This window comes from Marinobacter suaedae (assembly GCF_030519635.1).
GTDB lineage: Bacteria > Pseudomonadota > Gammaproteobacteria > Pseudomonadales > Oleiphilaceae > Marinobacter > Marinobacter suaedae.
The window spans coordinates 449,632-475,530 of sequence record NZ_JAUMIS010000001.1; the positions used below are offsets into that span (position 1 = coordinate 449,632).

Below are 25,899 nucleotides of genomic sequence, written 5' to 3' on the forward strand. Positions count from 1 at the left end.
ACTCACCATCACGGACCCGATCATGAGTAGCAACAACGTATCCGCACTGGACATCGCCCGGAGCCTTCCGGCCGTCCTGCGCCGTTTTCCGTCTATCGCCCGGGGTTATTACTACTACGCCGTCAAAAACGACAAAAAGGAGCTGACCCTCGGCACCCTGATTGAACGCAACGCGGAACGTTATGGCGAGCGCCCCGCCATTTATTTCGACGACACAACCATTACCTGGCGTGAATTCGACCGCTGGGCGAACCGAATCGCCCAGTATTTTATGCATCAGGGCCTCACCAAGGGTGACGCCATCGCGGTTTTTCTGGAGAACCGTCCGGAACTGCTCGCCGTGGTCGCCGGCGCGGCCAAACTCGGAATCGCCTGCGCCATGGTCAACACTTCCCAGCGTGGCAAGGTACTGGCGCACAGCATCAACCTGATCCAACCCCAGATGGTGGTTGTCGGGGAAGAGCTTGTGGAGGCATTCGCGGAGGTAAAAGACAGCGTCCAGACGCGGCACTCTCATCCGTTCCTGTTTATGGCGGACGCCAATACCCTGGGCACCTTCGGTGATGCGCCGGACGGCTATATCAATCTGGCGGAAGCGGTGAGCCGGTTCAACAGCAACCGCCCCGAACTCACCAACCCGCCCCGGATGGGTGACACTGCCATCTACCTGTTCACCTCCGGCACCACTGGCCTGCCCAAGGCTGCGCCCGGTTCCCATCGCAAGTTCATCAAGGCCTACGGCGGCTTTGGCCACATGTCCCTTGCCATGAAACCCGAGGATGTTCTCTACTGCACCCTGCCTCTGTATCACGGCACCGCTTTGCTGGTGTGCTGGGGTTCCGTGATGGCAGGCGGGTCGGCCATCGCTATCCGCCGGAAATTCTCCGCCAGCGCGTTCTGGGATGATGTACGGCGATACCACGCCACCACCTTCGGCTACGTTGGGGAACTCTGCCGCTATCTGCTCAATCAGCCGGCCAGCGACCAGGACCGCAACCACAGCCTGAAAAAAATGGTTGGCAACGGCTTGCGTCCTTCCATCTGGCGGGAGTTCAAAGACCGCTTCGGTATCGAAACCGTGGCCGAGCTCTACGCCTCCAGCGAGGGCAACATCGGCTTCAGCAACTTCCTGAACCTGGACAACACGGTTGGCTTTTCCACGGCCCCGTACAAGCTGGTGAAATTCCACGACGGAACCCGCGATCCCGTGCGCAACAGCAAGGGCAGGCTGGAAGAAGTCACCAGGGGCGAGCCCGGCCTGCTGATCGGCGAAATCACCAAGAAGTGGTCCTTTGAGGGCTATACCCAAAAGGACGCTACGGAAAAATCCATTCTTCGGGATGCCTTCAAGAAGGGCGACGCCTGGTTCAACACTGGCGATGTCCTGCGGGAAATCGGGTGCGGCCACCTGCAGTTCGTTGATCGCATGGGGGACACCTACCGCTGGAAAGGGGAAAACGTGTCCACCAACGAAGTGGAGAACATCATCGACGGCTCCGGCATGGTGGAAGAGGCCATCGTCTACGGCGTGGAAATCCCCAACACCAATGGCAAGGCCGGCATGGTGACCCTGGTTCCCCGCAGTAATGGCCACCCGTTCGACATCAACAAACTACTCGGTTATCTGCAGTCTAACCTGCCCGCCTACGCCGTCCCGGTGTTTGTTCGTGTCACGAACGCCATCGAAAAAACCGGCACCTTCAAGTACCGCAAGGTCGACATCCAGAAACAGGCGTATTCAACCGACAAGCTGGAAGACGAAGTCTACGTCTGGCTGCCCAAGAGCACCGAGTACACACGCGTGACGCCTGAACTGGAACAGCAGATCAACGCGGGCGACGTGCGTTTCTGACAGAAAAAAAGCGGGTGACCTTCCAGGCCTCCCGCTCGCTCTTCCTGTTCCCACCAATACTCCGAGAGGCGCGACGGTTATTCGGTCGCTAAAACCGACGGTCAGTCTTTTGCCACCCGCAAAACAATTTTCCCGGTGGCACGACGCTCGGTGAGGGTGTTGAGTGCCCGGGCATAGTCTTCAAACTCAAAGACTTCGCTGATTCTCGGGTCAATCTTGCCCTCTGCAAACAGCTGCATCAGGTCCATCATATTCCTGGCGCTGGCTTCCGGTTCGCGCTGGGTGAAGCTGCCCCAGAACACGCCAACCAATGAGCAGCCTTTCAGCAGCGTAAGGTTGGCCGGAACCTTGGGGATATCGCCGGCAGCGAAACCAATCACCAGATGACGGCCGTTCCAGCCCATAGCGCGCAGCGCCTGTTCGGTGAAATCACCACCCACCGGATCGTAGACCACATCCACACCTTTGCTGCGGGTCAGTTTTTTGACCGCGTCTTTGAGAGGTTCTTCGGTGTAATTGATCAGCTCATCGGCACCGGCCTCTTTGGCTACTGCAAGCTTTTCATCGGTGCTGGCCGCAGCAATCACCTTCGCACCCATGGCCTTGCCGAGTTCCACGGCGGCCAGACCCACGCCCCCGCTGGCGCCCAGCACCAGCAGACTCTCGCCCGGCTGGATGTTGGCGCGCTGCTTAAGCGCATAATATGAAGTCCCGTAAACCATCATGAAGGCCGCGGCTTTTTCATCCGACATGCTGTCGGGAACCGGCAACAGGTTCTGCTCGGGAACGATCACTTCCTCGGCAAAGGCGCCGTAACCGGTGAGTCCGGCGACCCGATCACCTGGTTTGTAGCGGGTCACCTTGTCGCCCACCTCGATTACTTCGCCTGCGAGTTCGCCACCCGGAGAAAACGGCAAGGACGGCTTGAGCTGGTACTTATCCTCGATAATCAGGGTGTCCGGGAAGTTCAGGCCGGCGGCCTTCACCCGAACCTTAACGCCGCGCCCTTTCACTTCCGGGCTGGCAATATCCTCGATGACCAGTTGTTCCGCGGGACCGTGTTCCTTGCAGAGAATGGCTTTCATGGCAACTCCTGTAGCAGCGATAATGATGGGAAAGCGAGCTTCCCTTCCAAGCAATGCCGGTCACGCTAAACCGAGTCAGGCCATGAAGCAACTGAAGCAAACTTATCTATCCCGATAAATGCCGCTTATGGAGATTACAGACTGGCTCCGGTCGCAACGAGCCCACCAATGACACAGGCCGCCGCCAGGATCAGTCCGCCGATCATCGCCGGCGACAGCACGCGAGCTTGCGGCTGAGCCCTTGTCTCCGCCTCGTCGTGATTAACCAGTTTCTGATCGCCCCTGGAGCTACGAATCAACTGGATCATCTCTTCGCACATGGATGCATCAAACGACGCCGGAGCGAACTCACGGAGCCCATATCGGTTCAGGAGTTGCTGGACGTCGGCGGACAAGGGAACGTACTTCATCGACCAGTCGGTGAATGTCGTTTTCTCCAGAGGCCCCTCAATCAACGTCACCACATCCCGGTGTCTGGGGTCCGCCTTGATCCGCTGGTAGAGCGCAAGCACTGCCTCCTTTTCACCTTCGAGATACTGGAAGAACCGGTTGTCGCCGTAATACAGCCCACCCACGAGCTGCCTCTTCACATTGTTTCGGCGGGACTCCATCAGAATCCGGGCAACATGGGGCTCTATACCGCGCTTGACGGGCTCGGCCTCGAACGTCGCAGTGCTGGCGTAGGCCAGACGCATCAATGGCATGACAATCTCCTTACCGCTTAACAGGTAGACAAGCGCAGGTGTACGGAGACAAGTGCGCCGGTGGATCACTGCACGTTGGGGTTCCGGAGGGCGGGTGAATCGGGCGCGGTTTTTCGCTATGCTTCGGCGCGCTTGCCTTACGGCGTTTGTCCCACTCCCCAGGTGAACGCGATGGTCGATATCATCTACCTGCTTGAAATGACCGGAATTGTGGCCTTTGCGATATCAGGCATGATTGTCGCGAGGGCAAAGAACATGGATCCGGTGGGCATCTTCACCATCGGGTTCGTGACCGCCCTCGGTGGCGGAACCCTGCGGGACCTGATGATGGACAACCATCCCCTGTACTGGATGAAGCATCAGGAACTGCCGATCCTGATCCTGTGCATAGCCGTCGTGTTCAGTTACTGGAACCGGGCCCACAGGATTCGAGAATCCCGCATTGTGTTACCGGACGCCATCGGGCTTGGCATTTTTTCGATTCTGGGCGCCCAGCTGGCCCTGGACCTGGGGCACTCGCTGTTCATTGCGTCCCTGCTGGGTGTGATGACCGGCACCTTCGGAGGTGCCCTGCGCGACATCCTGTGCAACGAGGTGCCCTATATCTTCCGGAAAGATCAGATCTACGCCTCCATTTCCTTTGCCGGCTGCTGGGTTTACTTTGCCTGCCAGTGGCTACTGGACAGCGAGGTCACAGCGCTGACCGTCGGACTGCTTTTTATCGTCATCGTCCGGATGGCCGCCGTCCGTTTCGACATCCGCCTGCAGCGGGATCCATTCCAGAAGTGAGCAAACACTTTTTTACGAACACAGGCCAATCCTGACTTGGCCTGAGAGCCCTCAGCCGGTAAGATTACCGCCTTTTCATCTAAGCCGTTTTGTCCATCCAAAACACACGCTTCAATTCCAACCTTCAGCAATCCCAAGAGGCAGACACCCGTCATGCTTGAACGACTGTTCCAACTTCAGGCCCACGGCACTGATATTCGCAAAGAAGTGATCGCGGGCATCACCACCTTCCTGACCATGGCCTACATCATCGTGGTCAACCCAAGCATCTTGTCCGCCACCGGCATGGATTTCGGTGCCGTGTTCGTGGCGACCTGTATTGCAGCCGCCATCGGCACCCTGATCATGGGCCTCTGGGCCAATTACCCGATTGCCCTGGCACCGGGTATGGGCCTGAACGCGTTTTTCTCGTTCACTGTGGTTGGCAGTATGGGCTACAGCTGGCAGGTGGCACTGGGTGCGGTATTCCTGTCTGGCTTGATCTTCTTCCTGCTGAGCATCTTCAAGGTCCGTGAATGGATCATTAACAGCATCCCCATGTCCCTTCGCTTCGGCATCTCCGCCGGTATCGGTTTCTTCCTGGCGCTGATTGCCCTGAAGAACGCCGGTATCGTGGTTGATCATCCAGCTACCCTGGTGGGCCTGGGCGACATCAAAGTGGCTGAGAGCCTGCTGTTCTTCGGTGGCTTCGTACTGATCTGCGCGCTGTCGTTCCGCCAGATCACCGGTGCCGTCATGATCGGTATCATCGCGGTCACTGCCATTGCCATGATGCTCGGCATGGTGGAGTACAACGGATTCATGTCTGCTCCGCCGAGCCTGGCTCCGACCTTCATGGAACTGGACATTGCCGGTGCCCTGAACGTGGGCATGATCAGCGTTGTCTTTGCCTTCCTGTTTGTTGACCTGTTCGACACCTCCGGCACCCTGATTGGCGCAGCCCAGCGCGGCGGCCTGCTGGACAAAGACGGCAAACTGCCCCGCCTTGGCCGTGCCCTGATGTCAGACTCTGTCGCCACCATGTCTGGTGCCGCACTGGGTACGTCCACAACTACCAGTTACATTGAGTCTACCGCCGGTATCTCCGCCGGTGGCCGCACGGGATTAACGGCCGTGGTGGTTGCGGTGCTCTTCCTGGCGTGCCTGCTGCTGTCACCGATTGCCAGCATCATTCCGGCCTACGCTACTGCCCCCGCTTTGCTCTACGTTGCCGTGCTGATGACCGGTGGCCTTAAGCTCGTGGACTGGGATGACATCACGGATGCCGCGCCTGCGGTGGTGACCGCCCTGATGATGCCGCTGACCTTCTCCATCGCCAACGGCATCGCCTTCGGGTTTATCACCTACGCTATTGTGAAGGCGCTCAGCGGTCGCTGGTCCGACCTGAACCCGAGTGTCGTGATCATTGCCATTGTCTTTGTGCTGAAATTCATTTTCCTGGGTGGGGAATAAACCCCGTCCAGTGAGTTAACCGGATCTGTCATGGACTATTTTTCGGAAAGCATTAAACAAGCCATCCGGACCGTTCCGGACTGGCCCAAACCCGGTGTTGCCTTTCGTGACATCACCACGGTTTTGCAGGACAAGACGGCATTCCGCAAGCTGATCGACGCCTTCGTCCACCGCTACCACGGCCAGAAAATCGATGCCGTCGCAGCGGTCGACGCCCGGGGCTTCATCATCGGCTCTGCCCTGGCCTATGAGCTGAATGCGTCTCTGGTTCTGGTTCGCAAGAAAGGCAAGCTGCCTTTCGACACCCTGGTGGAAGACTACGAGCTGGAATACGGCACCGCCTCTGTCGAACTGCACAAGGATGCCTTCAAGTCCGGCGACAAAGTGGTCCTGGTGGATGACCTGATCGCCACCGGCGGCACCATGCTGGCAGCCACCCGGCTGATTCGCCGGATCGGCGCTGAAATCGTCGAAGTGGCTGCCATGATCGACCTGCCAGACCTCGGCGGCTCCCGCAAGCTTCAGGAAGAGGGACTTCAGGTATACACTGTCTGTTCGTTTGAAGGGGAATAATTCCGGAACACACAGGAGGCGGCCATGCAGGATTATCAACACCACTGGAAGGATGGAACCCCGCTCCATCTGCCACTGGGTAAAATCGTCTGCATCGGCCGCAACTATGCCGAGCATGCCCGGGAGCTGAACAACCCCATCCCCGATGAACCGCTGTTGTTCATCAAACCCGCCACCGCGGCGGTTTACATTACCCGGCCCCTGGCCATCCCCCGCAACCAGGGCGAGGTTCATTACGAATCCGAACTGGCCGTGCTGATTGGTCGCCCGCTGACCAACGCATCCGAGAGTGAAGCGAAAGCCGCGATCCTGGGTTACGGACTCGCACTGGATCTGACACTTCGTGATCTGCAAAGTCAGCTGAAAGAAAAGGGCCATCCCTGGGAACGGGCCAAGAGTTTTGACGGCGCCTGCCCACTGTCTCCGTTCGTCGCTGCAGAAAAGTTTTCCAAAGACCACTTCACCTTCACCCTGGACATTGACCAGGAACTTCGGCAACGGGGCGACACCCGCGACATGCTGATGCCCATCCTGCCGCTGATAGCCCATATCAGCAGCCAGTTCTCACTGATGCCGGGCGATGTGGTGCTGACCGGCACGCCGAAGGGCGTGGGCCCCCTGGCCGAGGGGCAAACCCTGTCACTGGAATTGGACGATGAGCTGTTCGTTGAAACCAAAGTGGTTTAACGTCACACGCAGGTGATTCCTTTTTCAGCGGAAGACGTACATCAGGTATGGCAAAGAAACCCGTTACATCCCGCCGCGGACGCTTTTTAAAACTCGCCGGCATGACGGCCTCCGTGGCCGGACAGTATGCCGGACAACGTGCCCGCAAGGTCTTCCGGAAGGACGACGACGAGGCCGCCCGCAGCCAGAATTACACCCGGATGGCAGACCAGATTGCCGACACCCTGGGCGAACTCAAGGGCGCGGTGATGAAAGTCGGGCAGATTGCTTCACAGACTCAGGACTTCCTGCCCAAGGAGTTTTCAGACGCGCTGCAAAGACTTCAGAAGGAAGCCCCTCCGATGCCGTTTTCGGTCATCCAGAGGCAGATTGAGTCCGAACTGGGACAGCCCATCTCACAACTATTCGAATACCTGCAGGAAAAACCCTACGCCGCGGCCTCCATTGGCCAGGTGCATCGGGCCCGACTGCACGATGGCACCGACGTGATCGTGAAAGTGCAGTATCCGGGGGTGGACGAATCCTGCGATTCCGACCTCAAACAGCTGCGTATGGCCCTTAAGCTGGGCGGGCTGCTGAAAATGCCCAAGGAAACGGTGGACCAGCTCTTCGGCGAGATTCGGGAACGCCTGAAAGAGGAGTTGGACTACCTGAACGAGGCCAACAACCTCAAGCTGTTTCGCAAATTCCACGACAAAGACGAGTGGGTTCTGATTCCCGGCGTGATCGACAGCCACTCAACCAAACGCGTGCTGACCCTGGAGCTGGTGGAGGGCGACCACATCAACGAGGTCACACAGGATCGCTACGACCAGGACACCATCAACCTGATCGGCCACCGTATTTTCCGCACCATGGCCGACCAGCTGTTCAAGTTCCAGTGTATTCACGGCGATCCCCACGCCGGCAACTTTGCCTATCGGCCTGATGGCACCATCATCATGTATGACTTCGGCTGCGTGAAAAAGCTGAAGCCGGAGATTGTCGAGGCCTACCGTAACGTCCTGGTGTCCGCGCTGGATGAGGATTATCAGGCCGTCGACCGCTACCTGATCGACCTGGGCGCTCGCGTCAAGAGCCAGCCGGCGGTGGATGCGGCTTACTACGCCATGTGGCGCGACATCCTGATCGTGCCCTTTGACCAGCCCGAACCCTACGACTTTGCCGAATCCGACCTGCATACCCACGTGGCGTCCAAAACCAGTACGGTGTTCAAGTACTTGGACTATTTCAAGCCACCGGTGGAAAGCATCTTCATCGACCGCATGATTGCCGGGCATTACTGGATACTGAAGCGTCTTGGGGTTCAGGCGGCGTTCCGCTCCGATCTGGAACAGTATCTGGCCCCCGCCGGAGAGTCTGCGGATACTGTGCCCTGATTCGGGAACGTCTCTACCCTTGCATTACAGGGACTGAACCCACTCGGCGACGCCTTCGCAGGCACCCTTGCGGATAACACGAGCACGGGACACGGAAGCCGGCGCACCCGGATCAATCACGGTGATGGGAACACCATCGCCCACCTCGTACACCAATCCTGCCGCCGGATAGACCTGAAGCGACGTCCCGACAATGAGCAGGTGATCCGCGGTGCGAACCACCTCCGCGGCTTCTTCAAGCATCGGAACCTCTTCCCCGAACCAGACAATGTGCGGACGAAGCTGGGCGCCCCGTTCACAGGTATCACCCGGTTCAATGTCCCGGTAGCCGATATCGTAAACCAGACCTGGGTCTCGGGTACTGCGGGCCTTGGTCAGCTCCCCATGCAGGTGGATCACCTGGCTGGAACCCCCGCGCTCGTGAAGGTCATCCACGTTCTGGGTCACCACCGTCACGCGATAGGTGTTTTCAAGCTCGGCCAGCAGTTGGTGGGCCTGATTGGGCTGGGCGGACTGGAGCTGGCGACGGCGCTCGTTATAAAAACGCAGCACCAGCTCCTGATTGCGAGCAAAGGCCTCGGGTGTGGCCACATCGTAGATACTGTGCTGCTCCCACAACCCACCGTTATCACGGAAGGTGGAAAGACCGCTTTCGGCACTGATGCCAGCACCGGTCAGTACGACGATGTGATCCTGCATCAGTCGAAGATCTTGCCGGGGTTCATAATACCGTTCGGATCGAACACCTGCTTGATGCTCCTCAGGTAGGCAATTTCCGTCTCGCTTCGCGTGTACTGCAGGTAGGGCTTTTTGGTCATGCCAACACCGTGCTCGGCGGACACACTGCCCTGGTAACGCTCAACAATCTCGAACACCCACTTGTTCACCTGTTGGCACTTCTCGAAGAAGTCTTCGTTGGCCATGTCTTCGGGCTTGAGGATGTTCAAGTGCAGGTTGCCGTCGCCAATGTGGCCGAACCAGATGATCTCGAAATCCGGGTAATGGGTGGTGACGACGTCCTCAATCTCCTGCAGGAACCCGGGCACCTTGGACACCATCACGGAAATGTCGTTCTTGTAGGGCGTCCGTGGCGCAATGGACTCGGAAATACCCTCACGCAGCTGCCACAGGTTCTGGGCCTGGGTTTCGCTCTGACTGATCACACCATCCAGCACCCAGCCATTTTCCATGCACTGCTCGAACAGTTCCATGGCGTCGTCCATTACCTGATCGGACACTGCTTCGAACTCCAGCAGGGCGTAGTAAGGCGCTTCGGTTTCAAACGGCGCCTGCACCTGCCCATGGGCCAGCACGTGCCCCATCGCCTGATGGGAGAAGAACTCGTAGGCCGTCAGGTCGATCTTCTTCTGGAACGTCTGCAGCACGTCCATGGTGTTGGTCAGATCGTTCAGGCCCAGCACCAGCACGGTCAAATTATCCGGCTTCCGGGACAGCTTCATGGTCGCTTCGGTGATGAAGCCCAGCGTGCCCTCGGCACCGATGAACAGGTGGCGCAGGTCGTAGCCGGTGTTGTTCTTTTCCAGATCCTTGTTCAGATCCAGAATGTCACCCTTTCCAGTGACCACCTTCAGGCCCGCCACCCAGTCGCGGCTCATGCCATAACGGATCACCTTGATACCACCGGCGTTGGTGGACAGGTTCCCCCCTAGCTGGCTGGAGCCAGCCGAGGCGAAATCCACCGGATAGTAGAGGTCGTTCTCTTCGGCAAAATTCTGCAGCTGCTCGGTAACAACCCCGGCCTGACACCGAACCACCCGATCGCTGGCGTTGAAATCCAGAATCTGGTTCATGTTGTCGAAGGCCACAACCACTTCGCCATTGGCGGCCACAGCACCGGCACTCAGGCCAGTCCGGCCACCGGAAGGCACCAGAGCCACCTGATTCTCGTTGGCAAATTTCACCAGTGCCTGCACCTGTTCCGTGGTTTTCGGCAATGCGATCGCAAGCGGTTTGGGCGGGTAGATCTTGGTCCAGTCCTTACCGTAGTTCTCAAGATCGGCCGGATCGGTCAGCACCTTGCCCGGGGCATCGCCGGCAGCCATTAACTCTTTCAGGGAAGCAATAACTTGATCGGAATTCATTTGAGCATCAGTCTCTTAGCATGGTGCTGCCCGCCTGCAAACAATCGTTTAAAACAAGCCGATCAGCACACTGTGAAAACTTGCGTTTATGGTATCATACCGCCCCTGTTCTGTGAGCCAGCCCTTGCGTAAAGCTGGTAACAGGCCGTTTCACGTGACGAAAGGTTCGGAAGCATTTCTATGTCAAATACGTCTCTCGAAAAGAGCAAGATCCGGATTCTGCTGCTGGAAGGCGTGCATCAATCTGCGATTGATACCCTGAACGCTGCGGGTTACACCAACATCGAGTATCTGACTCACTCGCTGGCCGAAGAGGACCTGATTGAGAAGGTTGCCGATGCGCACTTCATTGGTATCCGGTCCCGTACCCAGCTGACTGAAAGAGTATTTGATGCCGCGAGCAAACTCGTCGCGGTGGGATGCTTCTGTATCGGCACCAACCAGGTTGACCTGCAGGCGGCCACCCGCCGCGGAATTGCGGTGTTCAACGCACCTTTCTCCAACACCCGGAGCGTTGCCGAGCTGGTTCTGGCCCAGGCTATTCTGCTGCTGCGCGGCGTTCCTGAGAAAAGCGCCAAGGCTCACCGTGGCGAGTGGCTGAAGTCTGCCAAGAACAGCTACGAAATCCGTGGCAAGAAGCTGGGCATCATCGGCTACGGCAACATTGGCACCCAGTTCAGCGTCCTCGCCGAAGGCCTGGGCATGGACGTGTACTTCTACGATGTGGTTTCCAAGCTGCCGATCGGCAATGCCACCCAGGTAGGCACCCTGCAGGAACTGCTGAACATTGCCGACGTGGTGAGCCTGCACGTGCCGGAAACACCGTCCACCAAGTACATGTTCAAGGCCGAGCAGTTTGCCCAGATGAAGCCCGGTTCCATTCTGATGAACGCCTCCCGAGGCACCGTGGTGGACATTGACGCGCTGGCTGAGGCACTAGGTAGCGGCAAACTGTTGGGTGCAGCCATCGACGTGTTCCCGGTCGAGCCGAAGTCCAACGACGAAGAATTCATCTCTCCGCTGCGGGAATTCGACAATGTTATCCTGACGCCACACGTGGGTGGCTCTACCATCGAAGCCCAGGAAAACATTGGCCGTGAAGTGGCAGAGAAACTGGCCATGTACAGCGACAACGGCACCTCCGTGTCTTCCGTGAACTTCCCGGAAGTGGCCCTGCCGTCCCACGCGAACCAGCACCGCCTGCTGCACATCCACGAGAACGTGCCGGGCGTGCTGTCCGAGATCAACCAGGTGTTCTCCGAAAACGACATCAACATCTGTGGCCAATACCTGCAGACCAACGAGAATGTGGGCTATGTGGTGATTGATGTGGACAAGGAGTACAGCGAACTGGCACTGGACAAACTGCGCCACGTCAAGGGCACCATTCGCTGCCGGGTACTGTTCTAAGGCCTGACAGCAAGTCAAAAAAACCGGAGACACATCTCCGGTTTTTTATTGCCTGAAAAGCAGATTTTATACCTGCCCCGCCACTATCCGGTTACAAAACGTTCACCCCGCCGACCTTGATCTGTCATCGCGCGAACCCACTCTCTTACTGAGGCCGCTCCCACATTCACATCCCGGCGGCCTGGATGACAGGAGGTTCTATGTCTCTGAAGGATTCGCTGATACAGAAACTGGAAACCCAGACAGAGCGCTGGAGCAAAGAAGTCGAAAGCTTGCGTGCCGATGCGGAGAAAAAGAAAGCATCTGCCCAGGATGAACAGGCAGAGGCGGAAATACAGAAAGAATTCTCTGAGAAAATACAGGGCGTTGAAGATCAGATCGCAACAGCGCGCTCGAAACTGGATGAACTAAAAGGCGCCAGCGAAAGCCAGTTGGAAAGCCTTAAGCAGCGCATAGAAAGCTGGCTGCCCGGCAGCAAATAATCAGTAAAACAGCCAGTACGGGACAAAAGAAAAGGCACCGCGGCCAAAGCTGTGGTGCCTTTTCTGAAACTCACTGACTGCGGATGCCTCTTACTGCATCGGTACCAGCGTCAGCTCTACCCGACGGTTCTGCTCACGACCGGCCGGGGTATCGTTGGAAGCAACGGGGTAACGTTCGCCGTAGCCAACCGCACGAGTGCGCTGCGGCTGAATACCGCGGTTCATCAGGAAGTCGCGCACGGAGGATGCACGACGCTCACTCAGCAGCTGGTTGTAGCTCTGGGAGCCGGAGCTGTCGGTATGGCCCGCGATCTGGATGCTGGTCTTGTCGAACTCCTGCAGAACGAGACCAACGGAGTCCAGTGTGTCCACGAAGGACGGCTTGATGGAGGATTCGTTCAGATCGAAGGTGATGTTGCCCGGCATGATCAGTTCAATCTGATCGCCATTGCGCACAACCCGCACACCGGAGCCTTCCAGCTTGCGGCGCAGTTCCGCTTCCTGCTTGTCCATGTAGTAACCGATGCCGCCACCGATGGCCGCACCACCGGCTGCGCCAATCAGCGCACCCTTACCACGATCGCTCTTGCTGGAGGTTGCCGCACCAATGGCTGCACCACCCAACGCACCAATAATACTGCCTGTTGTTGCGCTGGAGGTTTTCTCTTCACCGGTGTAAGGGTCGTAAGTCATACACCCACTCAACCCCAACGTCGCAACCGCAAATGCAAGAACCGTTTTTTTCACAGCAATCTCCTCTGAAATGTTTAAGCCCGACCCGATGCTGCTTCCGCCCTGGCGGTCGTTTCGCAAACAAAGGTGTCGATAATTGTATTGAAAACCGTTGACTGTAAATCCTGGGCTTCATTCACTAGATGATGACGCCCATCGCGGATTCTCAGTTCCTCAACCGCAGCAAATTTATTCCGGACGATGCGAAGGTTGTGCTGCCAATCCACCGTCAGGTCCTTTTCGCCCTGAATCACCGTTACCGGGAAATTTACCGGTCGCGCCGACTCAATCTTTGGAATCCATAGTCGCAACGCGCTGACCCAATCCACATGGACCGCGCGGGCCTGAAGCGGATCATGCTCCCGAAGAAATTTCAGGAACCGTGAGTTTCCGCTGTTGGTTGAGAACGCCCGCCGCCAACGCGTAATGAACGGCTTCATCACGCTGTGCAACACCTTGGCTCCCAACCACCCCGTCGGTCTGACCAGAGGTGCCAGCAACACCACCTTTTTGAACGCCGAGGTCTCTTCCGTGTGATTATTGGACAGCAGGTAGTCAATCAGGATGGCGCCTCCGGTACTTTGCCCGACGGCAAACCAGGGCCCTGGCACTTTGTCCTGTACCTGCCCAAGAACCTTCATCAGAACGTCCTGATATTCAGCGAAGCTACCAATTGCCGCCGGCGTCCCGCTGGACAGCCCATGTCCGGGCTGGTCGTAGGCCAGAACATTCAAGCCTGCCCCAAGACAACGCTCGATCAACTGGCTGTAGAGGCCTACATGGTCGAAGTATCCATGGAAAATGAAAACCGTTCCCCGTGTGGGAGACGATTCCGGCAACCGGTAGTGGTGAACCATGACCTGATGGGGCCCGGCCTCCACGTATCCCTGGCAGTAACTGACGTCTGGGTGTTCCACCCACAGATCCAGCCCGTAAAAGCGGCAGTAAGCGATCATTTCATCGCTCAACAAGTCCGCCACGCCCGGATCGAAGGGCTCGAGCCTTTCGAGCAAGGACCCTCGGTCCCAATCCGGAATTTCTATGGTATCTGTTTTCCAGTACACGTAGAGTTAAACGCCTGTCATGATTGTTTATTCGCTTACCTAATGACAATCCTAACGTATAGCGAGGGTAGAACACAGATGTTGCAATACCTTCTTGAGACCGGCCTGCGTCATACCATGAACCGACTTGTAAGGCCGATCCTTCACCCATCTTTGCCGGTGAACCTGCAGCGGACGCTGGTGGCTCAGGCTTTCCGCAGCTCCACACCGCCGCGGGACTGCAGCTTCACCGAGGAAACCCTTGGCGGTATGCCCATTACACGGGCCAATTGTGGCGGCAATAATATAGGTGTCATTCTGTACCTGCACGGTGGGGGCTTTATCTTTGGCTCTCCCACGACTCATCGCGGCATTATCGGCCATCTGGCAAAAACCAGTGGCTGTCAGGTGATTGCTCCGGATTACCGGCTGGCACCGGAGCATCCGTTCCCGGCGGCACTGGAAGACGCCGAGGCCGTCTACCAGGCGCTGCTTGATGATGGTGTCCAAGCCAGCCAGATTGCCCTTGCCGGAGATTCCGCCGGTGGCGGACTGTGTCTTTCCCTGGCCCTGAAGCTGCGGGACGGGAAACGGCCCCTGCCCTCTTCCATCACAGTCTTTTCCCCCCTTGTAGACCTGACCCACGAGCAGATGCACGTGCCGGAAACCGAACCCGTCCTGCAGGTTCGCTGGCTTGAGCGAAACGCCCACTACTATGGCGGACAGGAGCCACTGACCAATCCACTGATTTCACCGATCTTCGGCGACCTGAGCGGGCTTCCGCCACTACTGATTCAGGTAGGCAGTGAAGAAGTCCTGCTAAACGATTCAGAACGGCTGGCCAACAAGGCAAAGCGACAGGATGTCCAAACCACTCTGGAAGTGTTCAACAGCCTCTGGCACGTGTTCCAGTTCCACGCGGGCCAGCTGGCCCGGGCCAAAGCCGCCCTGCAGGGTGCAGGTGCCCACATCAAACGTCATCTGGCAGGGTAAGCTCGCCCCGGACCAGCGCTTCCTTTCTGGCCTTGGGCCATTGTTTGATGTGCCACTCCAGGCGGGAGGCTCGGCTCCGGTCCCCCGCCTCCGCCTGAAAGACCAGCTTTAACGGGCCCTTGCCGCGCAGGCTCCGTGCCCCTTTGGTTCCTGACTCATGCTCTGCCAGCCGACGCGCCACATCGGTGGTAATGCCGGTATACAGTGTGCCCTTGCCGGTGCGGACGATGTAAACACTCCACTCAGGACTCATGGACCAACCGCTGCTTCTGTGCGGACACCTTCCTTTGCTGAAGCCAGAGCCCACCCATAATCATCACCAGCCCGATGTACGTTGAGGGCAGGATCTCCTCTCCCAGGATGAAGTAGATAAACACCAGGGACAGGAACGGCGAAATAAAAATCAGGTTACTGACTTTGGACGTGTTCTCTGCTTTTTTCATTGCATAGGACCAGAGCACGAACGCGATACCCATTTCAAAAGCGCCGACGTAAACCGCAGCCCCCACCGAAGCCATCGGACGAAACTGAATGCCCTCGGTTAGCGCACAGATAAGAGCGATGACGGGCAAGGCAAAGAGGAAATTCAGAAACAGACCGACCACCGGATCCCGCTGATCACGCGTCGCGAGGATCCAGTAGGACGCCCAGATCACGGTGCTGCCCAGCGCAAGCCCCACACCAAGCGGGTTGGAAAAGCTGAGCGACGTCACCGCGCCCCGGGTGGCAATCACCACCACGCCGGCATAGCAGATGAGTCCCGCCACAATGTCGACGCGACGGAGCTTGTGCCCCAGAAATGGCACAGAAAGATACGTCAGCACCAGCGCCCAGGTGTAGTTGAGTGGCTGTGCTTCCTGAGCAGGCAATCGATCAAACGCCGCAAACAGTACAAGATAGTACAGACAGGGGTTGATCAGCCCCATTCCGAACGACTGGAGGTACTGACGCTTCCGAAGTTTGAAGACCAGATGCCAACGGCCCTGTACCAGCAGTATGACGCCCAACACCAGCACCGACGATGCACAGGCGATCAACAGCAACTGAACTGGCGCCAGATCCCTCAACGCCAGCTTGAACGCGGTCGCCACGGTCGACCACAACAACACCGTCCCAAGCCCGAACAGCATGGCCTGCTTCTGGTTGGTCATACAGTCTCCAAAACTCCTTCGGGCAGCATTATCCTGCCCTAATATGTTAGGTTAGCGCTCCCTTTCACTCACCCAGGCATTCGCCCAGATACCGGAGACCGGGACATGCGCCCTCTGGCACTTTGCTTATCGCTGCTCACCACCGTGATGCTGATCATCGCTGGCTGTTCTGAGAGCCAGGAACCATCAACCAGTGATGCCAACCCTGATGCAACTCCAGATGAGTACCCCGTAACCTGGCGCTTCGCGCTGGAAGAGATCGAGGGCAGTGTACAGCATGCCTATGCCAAGGCGTTAAAGGAGTTGGTCGAGACCCGCTCCGATGGCCGGGTCGAACTGGAGATATTCCCCTATGGTTCCCTTGGGACGTCCACCCAGCTGACGGAACTGGTACGTAACGGCTCGGTGAATCTCGCCTTCGCATCCCCGGGCCACCTGGCCAACCGGATTCCAGAAGTCGGCGTCTTCAACCTCCACTACCTGTTCCCGGACGACGAAGAGGCCATACGCAATCTGCTGACCAGCCCGGAACTGGTTACCCGGTTCGAGCCCGCCTACGAGAAGCGGAACCTGAAACTGCTGTCCTTCGTTCCCGAGGGCTGGATGGCATGGACCGCCAACAAGCCTCTGAAATCGCCCGCCGATTTCCACGGCGTGCGTTTCAGGACCATGACCTCGGACCTTGCCGCCGAATCCTTCCGGGTGTACGGGGCTGAACCAAAGCAAACCCCCTTCTCGCAGGTCTACAACGACCTTCAGCTGCGCAAGACCGATGGCCAGACCAACCCGATCTTTGCCATTGAGGAAATGAATTTCTACGAGGTTCAGAGCACGCTGACACTGGGCCGGCCCGCCCAGTTCATCTCATCGGTGGTGACCAACCCGGACTGGATGGCAGCGCTGCCCGACAACCAGAAAGCCTTGCTCGAGGGGGCCCTGCAAGACGTAGCGGTTATTGCATGGAATACCCAGAGGGAACTGAACCAAGCACGCCTGGAACGGATGCTCGAATCAACGCAAATAAAGGTGGTTCGACTCACCGATGAAGAGCGCGCCGCCTTCGCAGAAGCGAGCCTTCCCGCTCGCGAGACTTACGTAAATTCCACCGGCAAGTTCGGCACGGACCTGCTGGACTGGCTGACCCGAAGTGGCAATACCTTCGAAAGCCATGCAGCGGGCTCATCCGCCCGTAACGGGAGCTGACACGAAGCCAACGCCTGCCTCCGCCAGAACATCAGCGCCCCTGGCGGTCAGGTCACTCACGTAACGGAACTGCTCCTTGGGTTCCAGCGGATAGGCCTTCAGGCGATAGAGCATGCCCCACGGTTCGTTCTTTACCACCACCACGACCGGTTGCCAGGTTCGTGTATACGGGCTGGTGAACGCTACGTTCCGAAGCAAATCCAGTACCCGCTGCACATCGTGGTTAGGCTCCAGATGGAAGCAGGCCACGCACATCAGGTTGTCGGTACCGTCGTTGCCGTTGGCCAGCAGGGCGTTCCACAGCATGTTGTGGGGCACCACCACCACCGAGTCATCCGGCGTGACAATTTCCGCCGCCCGGGCACCGATGGAGCGCACTTCACCGTAGTGGCCATCCACCTGAATCCAGTCTCCCGGCCGGTAGGGCATCTCGTACAGGGTGACGATCCCGGCAATCAGGCTGTTCACGTAATCCTTGAACGCAAATCCCAGCACCAGCCCCAGTGCCCCGAAGATGGCAACCATGTTTTCGAACGAGGGCTCGATCAGGATGGGCACCACGATGATGATGGTTGCGACGATCACCAGCAGCCGAATCAGGGGCACGGAAGCCAGAAGATACAAACGAGGTTTGCCACTCAGCCGGCCAGCCAGCACCGGCAAGAGCTTCTGGGCCACGACAATGATTACCATTGCGACAACGACCACGAGCAGCGCGTCCAGCAACGCCTGCGAGTTGATCGTTGCAAAAACCTCCTTCAAGCCAAGATCTTCCATACCATCCTCCCTTCAGAACCTGTCCACGGGAAAGCCCCAGCTTTGCAGGTGCCGCCGGGTGTTCGGGTAGGCCAGATCAGTCACATGCCAGCGGTTACCGGCGTCCCTGTAGTGAATGATGTCGGCCCGTTTCAGCAACACCAGCGCGTTGGTGGTGTCCTGCCGGGAGATACCCGCCACCAGGCGAAGTGACTGCTCGTCAAGTCCGTCGTGCAGGAGCAGCGCATGAAGCACAAATCCTATCGCACGGTCTTTGCTTGGTGGCATAGCTGGCAGGCTCAGCTTGTCCAGAGGAACCACCCAGCAACTGCGTGAGCGGGACGGTTCGCTGTCGCCTGAATCCCCGGCGCCCTCTTCCGGAGCCGCCCGGAGTGCAGAGCGCCAGAGCGCCAGTGCAACCCCGTGATTGCCACGGGAAGCAGCGGCCAGATCACTCAGAAAGCCGCTGTGCCTGATCTTCTTGCCATCGAGTTTTCCGCGCGCCGGCAGCACATACAGACCATCATGGGCCATGCGCGCGACCACCGGATCGGATTCATCATCACCGGCCAGATACGTCAGCCATTGCCCCAGGTACTCGGAATTAAGTGGCGCGGGGGTGCAGGGTGCGGCCGGTATGTCCGGCACATAGCTGGCCCAGAACTGCCAGCACCAGCTTGAACAGCCCACCACGCCCCGACCAGCCGTACCGGCTGATACCCGACGGAGCAATTCCTGAACCAGCGCCAGCCCACCCATATGGCGAAGCCAGAAGTCGGCCAGCTCCGGAATCACCCAGGGCCGTGACAGGTCCTGCTCGTCCCACCACTGGACGGCCTCGCTCTCACTCATCAACAGGCTCTTGGGCGGCGCGATGACCCACTCGCTCCCATCGCCCTGACCCTGCCCGATTGTCGACCAGGACCAGCGGACCAGTGCCTCGCGCATGCCGGAAAACGGTGGCGCCACCAGGAAAGCGACATCCCGGGGATTCGGAACCTCTTCCCTGCGCTCCCGAAGCGCCTCTGAAATGGCTGCGGCCAGAGCCGAGAAGTCGGGGTCGGGAGCAATACGCTGACGCTGACTGGCAGACAATTCCGGCAGGTCATCCAGACTCTGAAAGGGCTGTTCCTTGCGTGACACACCCCCGCGAAGTTGCACCGCAATATGCCGAACAGCGTCCTTGACCGAACGGCGGACGGACAACTCCGGAAACTCCCACTCATCCATAGGAATCAAGCCACCAGGCAAGCACGGGGTTTCGGGGGGTGAATCGTGCGTTTCGGTCAAGCGAACGACTCCTCAGTTGTCAGGTGCGCTGGCTACTCCGGGACCAGCCAATCCAGCCGGTGAGTAACGCCAAGCGCTTCGCGCCCACTCACGTCGTCCATCATGGCGGACAGACGCTCGGACAGGCCCCAGGGCGGATTGACCATCAACATGCCGGAACCGGTCATCCCCCGCTCAGGCGGATGGTCCAGGTGTACTTCGCTGCGCAGCACCTTCCGGACCGGACCCTGCTCAACGCCTTCCAGCAAGCCTTTTTCCAGGCCACTGGTGAGCACGGGATACCAGATAAGATAGACGCCATGACGGCATTTCTTCCACGCCTTCGCCAGCGCCGAGGCAACGGCCTGGTAGTCGGATTTGATTTCATAGGACGGGTCCATCAGCACCAGCAAACGGGGCTGACGCGGAGGAAGCAGCCTGAACATGCCTTTCAGGCCGTCCTCCTGCCGGACCTTAATCCCTCTGGCACTGGCCCACTCCTCAAGCCGGGCGCCTTCGGTGGGGTGCAACTCAAACGTGGTCAAGGTGTCATCGGCCCGAAGAAAGTGGGCAAACCATGCTGGTGATCCGGGGTATCGATTGAGATCATCCGAGGCCGGGTTCAATCCGGAGAGCACACTCAACATGGGTTGCCAGTCCGCTGATGCCAGACTGCCCCGGGCCGCCCAGACTTTCCGTATACCGTCATCGGCTTCGGCGGTTTTCCGTGCCCGGTCACTGTTCAGGTCATACACCGCACTTCCCGCATGTGTATCGATGCAAGCAATGCCGGAGGGTTTGGCCTGCATCATCGACATCGTCAGCGTCAACGCTGCGTGTTTCTGGACATCGGCGAAATTGCCGGCATGGAAGGCGTGCAGGTAACTCAGCATGGATAACTCCGGATAGCCGCGGGTAAGGAAGCGTTTGCGCATCGAAGGCTAGCACCGTCCCCTTACCCTGAACAGGCCGGATCATCCCGATGACGGTATAAACCCGCGGGCACGGTTGTTACCCTTAACAACTTACTCCCATCAGGACCAGCAGGAAGCGCACCTTGACCAAGCAGAACACCGATACCATCGACCAGCTCTACAGCCTGATTGCCAACGAGGAAGACGCCCGGGTGTGCAAGGACATTCCCGACGAAGCCTGCCGGGAAGTGCCCAGAAACTTCTTCCTGATCCTCGCCAGTAACGTACTGACCAAACTGGGGGACCTGCTGACGAGCCCCAAGACGGTACTGGCCTGGCTGATGAGTGCGGTGGGCGCGCCGGCCCTGGTGGCCTGGCTGGTGCCCATTCGCGAATCCGGCTCGATGCTGCCACAGATGGTGATCGGTGCCTGGGTTCGTCGCAAGCCGGTGCGCAAATGGTTCTGGGTGATGGGCAGCTTTGGCCAAGCCGTCAGTGTGATGGCCATGGCCGCCAGCGTCTGGTTTCTGGAGGGGTACGCGGCCGGCGCAGGGATTGTTGCCGCACTGATCGCCTTTTCCCTGGCAAGAGGCTTCTGCTCGGTGGCGATGAAAGATGTTCAAGGCAAATGCATCCCCAAATCCCGCCGGGGCCGTCTGTCCGGCCTGGCCACCACGTTCGGCGGAACCCTGACCGTCGCCATGACGCTCCTTCTGTTCTGGGGGCAGGAAGATCCGAATGTGGCGTTTTATGGTCTGCTGCTGTTGCTGGCCGCCGGGCTCTGGGTGATTGCAGGCTTTCTGTTCGCCGGCGTTCAGGAATACGAGGGCGAAACCAGTGGTGGAGGCAATGCGCTGGCAGAGGCGTTCAAGAGCCTGTCACTGTTGAAAGAGGATGCACCGTTTCGCCACTTCGTGATTACCCGGGCATTGCTGTTGTGTTCGGCCCTGGCGGCGCCCTATTTCGTGGTGCTGGCCCAGCAGCAATCGGAGGGCAGCCTTCTTCTCGGTGTCTTTTTACTGGTAAGCAGTCTGGCCAGCTCCATCAGTGCCAGCGTCTGGGGCTGGATGGCGGACTCATCCAGCCGCAAAACCATGATTCGCGGCGCCGCCATTGCCAGCGGGGTTTGCCTGGTCGTGGCTGTTACCGCCATGGCCGCGGACGATGGAACACGGAGTTCCTGGTTCTACCCCGCAGCCTTTTTCGTGCTGCAGATTGCCCACTCGGGCGTCCGGCTGGGGCGGAAAACCTATCTGGTGGACATGGCCGGCGGCAACAAGCGCACCGACTACACGGCCGTCAGCAATTCTGTGATTGGCGTTCTGCTGCTGGTGACCGGCGCCCTGACCGCGGCGATATCGGCCATCTCGGAAATCGCTGTGATTCTGGTACTGGGCTTAATGGGCGCTGGCGGCATGGTCAGCGCGCTCCGGCTGAAGGAAGTATCCTGAGGCGCCCGTTAGCTGAGGCCGGGAGGCCTCAGATGGTTTTTCCGTCATTCAGGGCCAGCGCCCCTTTGACAATGCGGTAGATCATCCAGATGGACACACCCAGCAGGATGAACCAGCCAATAATGAGTGCCGTGGTCAGCACCCCGATGACCGTCCAGAGCAAGCCAATCCAGAAGGTCCGGATCTGCCAGCGGAAGTGGCTTTCCACCCAGGTATTCTGGACGTCATCCAGTTTGACGTAGTTGATGATAACGCCCACCAGCGGCGCGATGCCTCCGGTAAAAAAATGCAGGGCCTGAAGGATATAGACCACCACCGCCAGGTTACGGGCGGGGTCTGAGCGACGGGCTACGGGGTCCGAACCTGCAGGAATAAACTCCGGTTCAGTCAAGGTAAGTCTCCTTTTCCATACTTAGCCGAAGTCTACCACAGCCCCATTGCGGTATAGCCCGCTGCAGTCAGCGATTGGCCGGGAGTGCGCCGCCCGGCCTTCCTTGCAGCGCCACGGTCAGTGTTTGTCAGCTTTCTCTGCAGCTAACGCGACCGCTTTCTGCTGGCCCATTTCCAAGTGTCATTTGTCATTGTCCCGCTTTTGTTATAGAGGTGAAGGGGTGCAGAACGCCTTGCACATCCATAACCCAAGGCATGTCCAGCCGTCGCCTATCAGCTATTGGGGGCAACCATGCAACCAAAAGACATCGTGGCGCAGTTCATCTCCGACGTTCATGACCAGCGACTGGAAGAAGCCAAGGCTCTGCTGGCCGAAGAGGGCTTTGAGTATGTTGGCCCGAACATGCGCTTCCTGAATCGCGATGACATGCTCGCCTACCAGTTCGGCCTGGTCGCCATCCAGAAAGACCTGGTCACCCGTCAGCTCAGTGCCGACGGTGAGCACGTATTCGCCATTCTCGATTACCGGACACACTTCGAACCCATCGGCGATGTCCGGCTCGCGGTCTGGTTCCGTGTCCGGGACGACAAGATCCAAAGCGTCGAAACCTTCTACAATGCGGCCGTGGTGGAAAACATGCTTGGCGGCAACCTGCCTCCCCCCGGCATGGTCGGTTCCTGATTCGTTGTGATTTCGAAAGGTGTAAGGGCTCCGCAACGGGGCCCTTTTGTCATTGAAAGGAGAAGCTTCGTCGGTTGACTGGGTGGGTGGATATCAGTCTGTGCAGGCCCGGCAAACAACCGCCCCGGGCAGGGCGTGCCGGACCCGGGCTGAGGGGTTACTCCTCGGTCATATCCTCGTACCCTTCCTTCACAGCATCCGCAGCGTCATCTGCCGCCTCGCCCATTTCCTCAGCCGTATCAGAAACCGCATCCTTGGTGTCCTCATAGGCATCACCAGTAGCATCAGCTGCATCATCCGCCATGTCTTCAACATTGTCTGCGGCCTGCTCCAGATCCACACCTTCTTCGCTTTCCTCAGAACTGCACGCAGTCAGTCCGAGCGTCAGTGTAAAAGCAACTGCTGCCAGAATTGGTTTATACATAACCATTCCCTCCATTGGTCCATAAAGTACCGCTATGACAGGTTAAGGGCACCGGACGCACCACACAACCGACGCCGGATTACCCTTTGGTTAGTTAGTAGGCTGACGGGCAGAGCCGTTGGCCGTCCAGTGTGATGATATGGTCAATGCCAACCATCACGCGCCGCCCCAGCAACACGTAATCATGGCCTGCACGGCTATAGAGGTCCTTGATAATGTCATGAACGGTACAGACCTGACCGGAGCTGTCGCGATAAACAATCTCTGCAAGCTGACCGGAAGTGATGTAGCTACTCAGAATATCCAGAGCCGACCAAGGTACGACCGTATTCGGCGCTCCCCTCGATGGAATCATGCAGAAGCCATCCCCGTTTAAAGTTGTTCGATGGTTTGTGTGGTTTTTCTTATTACAGGCAGGAGTCTGGTTCACAATCAGCGATTTCGCCAGTATCCGCCCGGCAAGGCCTGTCAGCTGTGCCAGCAGTTCTGAAGGGGTGGTTGGTAATTGCCCCCGGCGATCAGGCCGAGGGCTGAAGAAGGGATAGGAGCGGGGACCTTTCGGTCAGAACCACTCCGTTTTCATTTCCAGGCAAGTGTCATCCTGATTGCGCAGCAGCACCAGGTCCTGAGCCACCGTGGGCAGCTCCCAGTGGAAGAAATACTGGGCCGCCTGAAGCTTGCCGCGATAGAAGCTTTCCTCACTGCCTGCCGGCATCGCCATCAGCGCCTTCTCCGCGGCATTGGCCTGTCGCAGCCACATCCACGCCACCACAATGTGGCCGAACAGGTGCAGGTAACAGGACGCATTCGCCAGCGCCCGATCCGGGTTCTCCTGCATCAGGCTCTTGCCCAGGCTCTGGGTGACCTGAACCGCTTTCTGCAGGGTTTCGCTCAGGGACAGCGCCCACTGCTGGCAGCGGTCGGTTTTTGCTTCGGTCAGATCGATCTGCATCTGCTGCATCAGCAATTGCAGGCCGTGGCTCTGATCCTGCCAGACCTTGCGACCCAGAAGATCCAGCGCCTGGATGCCGTTGGTACCTTCGTGAATCGGGTTCAGTCGATTGTCCCGCCAGCACTGCTCAACCGGATATTCCCGGGTGTAACCCGCGCCGCCGTAAACCTGAATGGCCAGGTCGTTGGCCTTGGGGCCGTACTCCGAGGGCCACGCCTTGATCACCGGGGTTAGCAAGTCCAACAGCTTGCCCGCCTCAATACGCTTTTCCTCGTCCGGATGGGTATGCTGATCGTCCATCAGCCGGGCACCGTACAAACACAGCGCCAGCCCCCCTTCGCTGTAGGCTTTCTGGGCCAGCAGCATACGGCGAACGTCCGCGTGCTCGATGATGGGTACCTGCGGGGCTTCCGGGTTCTTCTCCGAGGGCTTGCGGCCCTGCAAACGGTCTTTCGCGTATTCCAGGCTGTGCATGTAGCCGCGATAACCGATGACTGCCGCGCCAAAGCCCACGCCAAGGCGGGCTTCGTTCATCATCTGGAACATGTACTTCAGGCCCTGGTGGGGCTCGCCCACCAGATAACCGTGGCAGGGCGCATCGTCACCGAAACTCAGTGCCGTGGAGGTGGTGCCCCGGTAACCCAGCTTGTGAATCAGGCCGGCAAGGCTGACCCCGTTGCGTTCGGTGCTGTTTCCGTCGCCACCCACCCGGAACTTGGGCACGATAAACAGGGAAATACCCCGCACACCACCCGGTGCACCTTTGATCTTGGCCAGCACCATGTGAACGATGTTTTCGGTGAGGGATTGTTCACCACCGGAGATGTAGATCTTGGCGCCTTTGATCAGGTAATGGCCATCGTCGGTTGGGGTGGCCGAGGTACGGATATCCGCCAGTGAGGAACCGGCGTGAGGTTCGGTCAACGCCATGGTGCCTGTAAAGCGACCTGACAGCATGTGAGGCAGGAACGTCGCTTTCTGCTGCTCATCACCAAACACGCGAATCAGGTTTGCGGCGGCGGTGGTCAGAAACGGGTACCCGGCCGTGCCGGGGTTGGCCGCCGTGAAGAACCCATTGCAGGCCGCCATAACCGATTCAGGCAGTTGCATGCCACCCAACTCGTAGTCGTAACGTCCGGCCAGGAAACCAGCCTCCGCATAGGCATCAAAGGCCTCCTTGACGTCCGGAAGCATCTCCACCGCACCGTCCACAAAACGCGGTTCCTGCTTGTCTGCCGCACTGTTGTGGTTGGCAAATTTGTCCCGGGCCAGCCGATCGGCGGTTTCGATCACCGCATCAAAGGTGTCGCGGCTGTGTTCTCTGAACCGTTCCCGGGTGGCCAGACTCTCGGTATCGAGGACTTCGTACAGCTGGAACGCCAGGTCACGGCGGTCAATCAGCGTATCACTCATGCTTGAATCTC

General features: G+C 58.5%; 27 protein-coding genes. 12 read left to right on the top strand and 15 right to left on the bottom strand.

Going from position 1 to position 25,899, the window contains the following annotated elements; all coding sequences use genetic code 11:
• Window positions 1–22 precede the first annotated feature (22 nt).
• Window positions 23–1,852, top strand: a complete 1,830-nt coding sequence (locus QVZ43_RS01935) for a long-chain-acyl-CoA synthetase (RefSeq protein ID WP_302908658.1) — start codon at window positions 23–25, stop codon at window positions 1,850–1,852.
• Between the two features lie 101 nt (window positions 1,853–1,953).
• Here QVZ43_RS01935 and QVZ43_RS01940 read toward each other — a convergent pair whose 3' ends face one another.
• Entirely contained in the window at window positions 1,954–2,937 is a 984-nt protein-coding gene (locus QVZ43_RS01940) for an NADPH:quinone oxidoreductase family protein (RefSeq protein WP_302908659.1), read from the bottom strand.
• 134 nt (window positions 2,938–3,071) lie between these two features.
• Window positions 3,072–3,641, bottom strand: a complete 570-nt coding sequence (locus QVZ43_RS01945; RefSeq protein ID WP_302908660.1) for a BLUF domain-containing protein — start codon at window positions 3,639–3,641, stop codon at window positions 3,072–3,074.
• A 171-nt stretch (window positions 3,642–3,812) separates the two neighbouring features.
• On the opposite strand from QVZ43_RS01945, the gene QVZ43_RS01950 reads away from it, so the two are divergent.
• The 5 genes from QVZ43_RS01950 to QVZ43_RS01970 all read left to right on the top strand — a co-directional run bounded on the left by QVZ43_RS01950 (window position 3,813) and on the right by QVZ43_RS01970 (window position 8,521).
• A complete protein-coding gene (locus QVZ43_RS01950; protein WP_302908661.1) occupies window positions 3,813–4,430 on the top strand; it encodes a trimeric intracellular cation channel family protein in 618 nt (205 codons plus the stop codon).
• 153 nt (window positions 4,431–4,583) lie between these two features.
• Window positions 4,584–5,882 (top strand): NCS2 family permease, encoded by a 1,299-nt coding sequence (locus tag QVZ43_RS01955; RefSeq protein ID WP_223794085.1) that lies wholly within the window; start codon window positions 4,584–4,586, stop codon window positions 5,880–5,882.
• A 30-nt stretch (window positions 5,883–5,912) separates the two neighbouring features.
• Window positions 5,913–6,455 carry an adenine phosphoribosyltransferase gene (locus QVZ43_RS01960; RefSeq protein WP_302908662.1) on the top strand — a complete coding sequence of 181 codons (543 nt, stop codon included), beginning with the start codon at window positions 5,913–5,915 and terminating at the stop codon, window positions 6,453–6,455.
• Between the two features lie 24 nt (window positions 6,456–6,479).
• Entirely contained in the window at window positions 6,480–7,142 is a 663-nt protein-coding gene (locus QVZ43_RS01965; RefSeq protein ID WP_302908663.1) for a fumarylacetoacetate hydrolase family protein, read from the top strand.
• A 47-nt stretch (window positions 7,143–7,189) separates the two neighbouring features.
• Window positions 7,190–8,521: an ABC1 kinase family protein gene (locus QVZ43_RS01970; protein WP_223794088.1), complete on the top strand. Its 1,332-nt coding sequence runs from the start codon at window positions 7,190–7,192 to the stop codon at window positions 8,519–8,521.
• Window positions 8,522–8,545: 24 nt separating this feature from the next.
• Here the strand turns inward: QVZ43_RS01970 and QVZ43_RS01975 are convergent, their stop codons facing one another.
• Window positions 8,546–9,220 (bottom strand): SIR2 family NAD-dependent protein deacylase, encoded by a 675-nt coding sequence (locus tag QVZ43_RS01975; protein WP_302908664.1) that lies wholly within the window; start codon window positions 9,218–9,220, stop codon window positions 8,546–8,548.
• A complete protein-coding gene (locus tag QVZ43_RS01980; protein WP_302908665.1) occupies window positions 9,220–10,623 on the bottom strand; it encodes an FAD-binding oxidoreductase in 1,404 nt (467 codons plus the stop codon). Before QVZ43_RS01980 ends, QVZ43_RS01975 begins: the two co-directional genes overlap by 1 nt.
• A 180-nt stretch (window positions 10,624–10,803) precedes the next feature.
• Between QVZ43_RS01980 and serA the strand changes: the two genes are divergently transcribed.
• The gene (gene serA, locus QVZ43_RS01985) at window positions 10,804–12,033 is read left to right on the top strand and encodes a phosphoglycerate dehydrogenase (RefSeq protein WP_302908666.1); all 1,230 of its coding nucleotides are present in this window, start codon (window positions 10,804–10,806) and stop codon (window positions 12,031–12,033) included.
• A gap of 200 nt (window positions 12,034–12,233) precedes the next feature.
• The gene (locus QVZ43_RS01990; protein WP_302908667.1) at window positions 12,234–12,515 is read left to right on the top strand and encodes a hypothetical protein; all 282 of its coding nucleotides are present in this window, start codon (window positions 12,234–12,236) and stop codon (window positions 12,513–12,515) included.
• Between the two features lie 90 nt (window positions 12,516–12,605).
• Here QVZ43_RS01990 and QVZ43_RS01995 read toward each other — a convergent pair whose 3' ends face one another.
• Together QVZ43_RS01995 and QVZ43_RS02000 are read right to left on the bottom strand one after the other, a co-directional pair.
• Window positions 12,606–13,262 carry a YiaD family glycine zipper/OmpA-like lipoprotein gene (locus tag QVZ43_RS01995; protein ID WP_223794093.1) on the bottom strand — a complete coding sequence of 219 codons (657 nt, stop codon included), beginning with the start codon at window positions 13,260–13,262 and terminating at the stop codon, window positions 12,606–12,608.
• Between the two features lie 20 nt (window positions 13,263–13,282).
• Entirely contained in the window at window positions 13,283–14,311 is a 1,029-nt protein-coding gene (locus tag QVZ43_RS02000) for an alpha/beta hydrolase (RefSeq protein ID WP_302908668.1), read from the bottom strand.
• A 78-nt stretch (window positions 14,312–14,389) separates the two neighbouring features.
• Between QVZ43_RS02000 and QVZ43_RS02005 the strand changes: the two genes are divergently transcribed.
• Entirely contained in the window at window positions 14,390–15,283 is an 894-nt protein-coding gene (locus tag QVZ43_RS02005) for an alpha/beta hydrolase (protein ID WP_302908669.1), read from the top strand.
• On the opposite strand, the gene QVZ43_RS02010 is transcribed toward QVZ43_RS02005, so the two are convergent.
• A complete protein-coding gene (locus QVZ43_RS02010) occupies window positions 15,261–15,536 on the bottom strand; it encodes a GIY-YIG nuclease family protein (protein ID WP_223794096.1) in 276 nt (91 codons plus the stop codon). The two genes, QVZ43_RS02005 and QVZ43_RS02010, sit on opposite strands and share 23 nt — an antisense overlap.
• Window positions 15,526–16,434, bottom strand: coding sequence for a DMT family transporter (locus tag QVZ43_RS02015; RefSeq protein ID WP_302908670.1), 909 nt, complete (start codon window positions 16,432–16,434; stop codon window positions 15,526–15,528). The genes QVZ43_RS02010 and QVZ43_RS02015 overlap by 11 nt, the downstream gene beginning before the upstream one ends.
• A 105-nt stretch (window positions 16,435–16,539) precedes the next feature.
• Between QVZ43_RS02015 and dctP the strand changes: the two genes are divergently transcribed.
• Complete coding sequence (gene dctP, locus QVZ43_RS02020; RefSeq protein ID WP_302908671.1) at window positions 16,540–17,637, top strand: TRAP transporter substrate-binding protein DctP; 1,098 nt, start codon at window positions 16,540–16,542, stop codon at window positions 17,635–17,637.
• On the opposite strand, the gene QVZ43_RS02025 is transcribed toward dctP, so the two are convergent.
• Genes QVZ43_RS02025 through QVZ43_RS02035 form a run of 3 tightly spaced genes read right to left on the bottom strand, consistent with a single transcriptional unit; the run spans window position 17,614 to window position 20,555 of the window.
• Window positions 17,614–18,414: a mechanosensitive ion channel family protein gene (locus QVZ43_RS02025; RefSeq protein ID WP_302908672.1), complete on the bottom strand. Its 801-nt coding sequence runs from the start codon at window positions 18,412–18,414 to the stop codon at window positions 17,614–17,616. The two genes, dctP and QVZ43_RS02025, sit on opposite strands and share 24 nt — an antisense overlap.
• Window positions 18,415–18,426: 12 nt before the next feature.
• Entirely contained in the window at window positions 18,427–19,683 is a 1,257-nt protein-coding gene (locus QVZ43_RS02030; protein ID WP_302908673.1) for a hypothetical protein, read from the bottom strand.
• A gap of 32 nt (window positions 19,684–19,715) precedes the next feature.
• Window positions 19,716–20,555, bottom strand: a complete 840-nt coding sequence (locus QVZ43_RS02035) for a 23S rRNA (adenine(2030)-N(6))-methyltransferase RlmJ (RefSeq protein ID WP_223794502.1) — start codon at window positions 20,553–20,555, stop codon at window positions 19,716–19,718.
• Between the two features lie 164 nt (window positions 20,556–20,719).
• Between QVZ43_RS02035 and QVZ43_RS02040 the strand changes: the two genes are divergently transcribed.
• Window positions 20,720–22,027: an MFS transporter gene (locus QVZ43_RS02040; RefSeq protein ID WP_302908674.1), complete on the top strand. Its 1,308-nt coding sequence runs from the start codon at window positions 20,720–20,722 to the stop codon at window positions 22,025–22,027.
• 28 nt (window positions 22,028–22,055) lie between these two features.
• On the opposite strand, the gene QVZ43_RS02045 is transcribed toward QVZ43_RS02040, so the two are convergent.
• Window positions 22,056–22,418: a DUF4870 family protein gene (locus QVZ43_RS02045; RefSeq protein ID WP_223794102.1), complete on the bottom strand. Its 363-nt coding sequence runs from the start codon at window positions 22,416–22,418 to the stop codon at window positions 22,056–22,058.
• A 291-nt stretch (window positions 22,419–22,709) separates the two neighbouring features.
• On the opposite strand from QVZ43_RS02045, the gene QVZ43_RS02050 reads away from it, so the two are divergent.
• A complete protein-coding gene (locus tag QVZ43_RS02050) occupies window positions 22,710–23,099 on the top strand; it encodes a nuclear transport factor 2 family protein (protein ID WP_223794103.1) in 390 nt (129 codons plus the stop codon).
• A 157-nt stretch (window positions 23,100–23,256) separates the two neighbouring features.
• Here QVZ43_RS02050 and QVZ43_RS02055 read toward each other — a convergent pair whose 3' ends face one another.
• The 3 genes from QVZ43_RS02055 to QVZ43_RS02065 all read right to left on the bottom strand — a co-directional run bounded on the left by QVZ43_RS02055 (window position 23,257) and on the right by QVZ43_RS02065 (window position 25,888).
• The gene (locus QVZ43_RS02055; protein WP_223794104.1) at window positions 23,257–23,523 is read right to left on the bottom strand and encodes a hypothetical protein; all 267 of its coding nucleotides are present in this window, start codon (window positions 23,521–23,523) and stop codon (window positions 23,257–23,259) included.
• A gap of 94 nt (window positions 23,524–23,617) precedes the next feature.
• Window positions 23,618–23,878, bottom strand: coding sequence for a hypothetical protein (locus QVZ43_RS02060; protein WP_223794105.1), 261 nt, complete (start codon window positions 23,876–23,878; stop codon window positions 23,618–23,620).
• Window positions 23,879–24,085: 207 nt separating this feature from the next.
• Window positions 24,086–25,888 carry an acyl-CoA dehydrogenase gene (locus QVZ43_RS02065; RefSeq protein ID WP_302908675.1) on the bottom strand — a complete coding sequence of 601 codons (1,803 nt, stop codon included), beginning with the start codon at window positions 25,886–25,888 and terminating at the stop codon, window positions 24,086–24,088.
• Window positions 25,889–25,899 lie beyond the last annotated feature (11 nt).

Excerpts from the sequence above, each read along its gene's own strand:
- QVZ43_RS01965 (WP_302908663.1), top strand. The coding sequence starts at position 6,480 with ATGCAGGATTATCAACACCACTGGAAGGATGGAACCCCGCTCCATCTG.
- QVZ43_RS01960 (WP_302908662.1), top strand. The coding sequence starts at position 5,913 with ATGGACTATTTTTCGGAAAGCATTAAACAAGCCATCCGGACCGTTCCG.
- serA (WP_302908666.1), top strand. The coding sequence starts at position 10,804 with ATGTCAAATACGTCTCTCGAAAAGAGCAAGATCCGGATTCTGCTGCTG.
- QVZ43_RS02035 (WP_223794502.1), bottom strand. The coding sequence starts at position 20,555 with ATGCTGAGTTACCTGCACGCCTTCCATGCCGGCAATTTCGCCGATGTC.
- QVZ43_RS01955 (WP_223794085.1), top strand. The coding sequence starts at position 4,584 with ATGCTTGAACGACTGTTCCAACTTCAGGCCCACGGCACTGATATTCGC.
- QVZ43_RS01940 (WP_302908659.1), bottom strand. The coding sequence starts at position 2,937 with ATGAAAGCCATTCTCTGCAAGGAACACGGTCCCGCGGAACAACTGGTC.
- QVZ43_RS01980 (WP_302908665.1), bottom strand. The coding sequence starts at position 10,623 with ATGAATTCCGATCAAGTTATTGCTTCCCTGAAAGAGTTAATGGCTGCC.
- QVZ43_RS02025 (WP_302908672.1), bottom strand. The coding sequence starts at position 18,414 with ATGGAAGATCTTGGCTTGAAGGAGGTTTTTGCAACGATCAACTCGCAG.
- QVZ43_RS02005 (WP_302908669.1), top strand. The coding sequence starts at position 14,390 with ATGTTGCAATACCTTCTTGAGACCGGCCTGCGTCATACCATGAACCGA.
- QVZ43_RS01950 (WP_302908661.1), top strand. The coding sequence starts at position 3,813 with ATGGTCGATATCATCTACCTGCTTGAAATGACCGGAATTGTGGCCTTT.
- dctP (WP_302908671.1), top strand. The coding sequence starts at position 16,540 with ATGCGCCCTCTGGCACTTTGCTTATCGCTGCTCACCACCGTGATGCTG.
- QVZ43_RS02015 (WP_302908670.1), bottom strand. The coding sequence starts at position 16,434 with ATGACCAACCAGAAGCAGGCCATGCTGTTCGGGCTTGGGACGGTGTTG.
- QVZ43_RS01935 (WP_302908658.1), top strand. The coding sequence starts at position 23 with ATGAGTAGCAACAACGTATCCGCACTGGACATCGCCCGGAGCCTTCCG.
- QVZ43_RS01970 (WP_223794088.1), top strand. The coding sequence starts at position 7,190 with ATGGCAAAGAAACCCGTTACATCCCGCCGCGGACGCTTTTTAAAACTC.
- QVZ43_RS01975 (WP_302908664.1), bottom strand. The coding sequence starts at position 9,220 with ATGCAGGATCACATCGTCGTACTGACCGGTGCTGGCATCAGTGCCGAA.
- QVZ43_RS02065 (WP_302908675.1), bottom strand. The coding sequence starts at position 25,888 with ATGAGTGATACGCTGATTGACCGCCGTGACCTGGCGTTCCAGCTGTAC.
- QVZ43_RS01990 (WP_302908667.1), top strand. The coding sequence starts at position 12,234 with ATGTCTCTGAAGGATTCGCTGATACAGAAACTGGAAACCCAGACAGAG.
- QVZ43_RS02060 (WP_223794105.1), bottom strand. The coding sequence starts at position 23,878 with ATGATTCCATCGAGGGGAGCGCCGAATACGGTCGTACCTTGGTCGGCT.
- QVZ43_RS02050 (WP_223794103.1), top strand. The coding sequence starts at position 22,710 with ATGCAACCAAAAGACATCGTGGCGCAGTTCATCTCCGACGTTCATGAC.
- QVZ43_RS01945 (WP_302908660.1), bottom strand. The coding sequence starts at position 3,641 with ATGCCATTGATGCGTCTGGCCTACGCCAGCACTGCGACGTTCGAGGCC.
- QVZ43_RS02010 (WP_223794096.1), bottom strand. The coding sequence starts at position 15,536 with ATGAGTCCTGAGTGGAGTGTTTACATCGTCCGCACCGGCAAGGGCACA.
- QVZ43_RS02055 (WP_223794104.1), bottom strand. The coding sequence starts at position 23,523 with ATGTATAAACCAATTCTGGCAGCAGTTGCTTTTACACTGACGCTCGGA.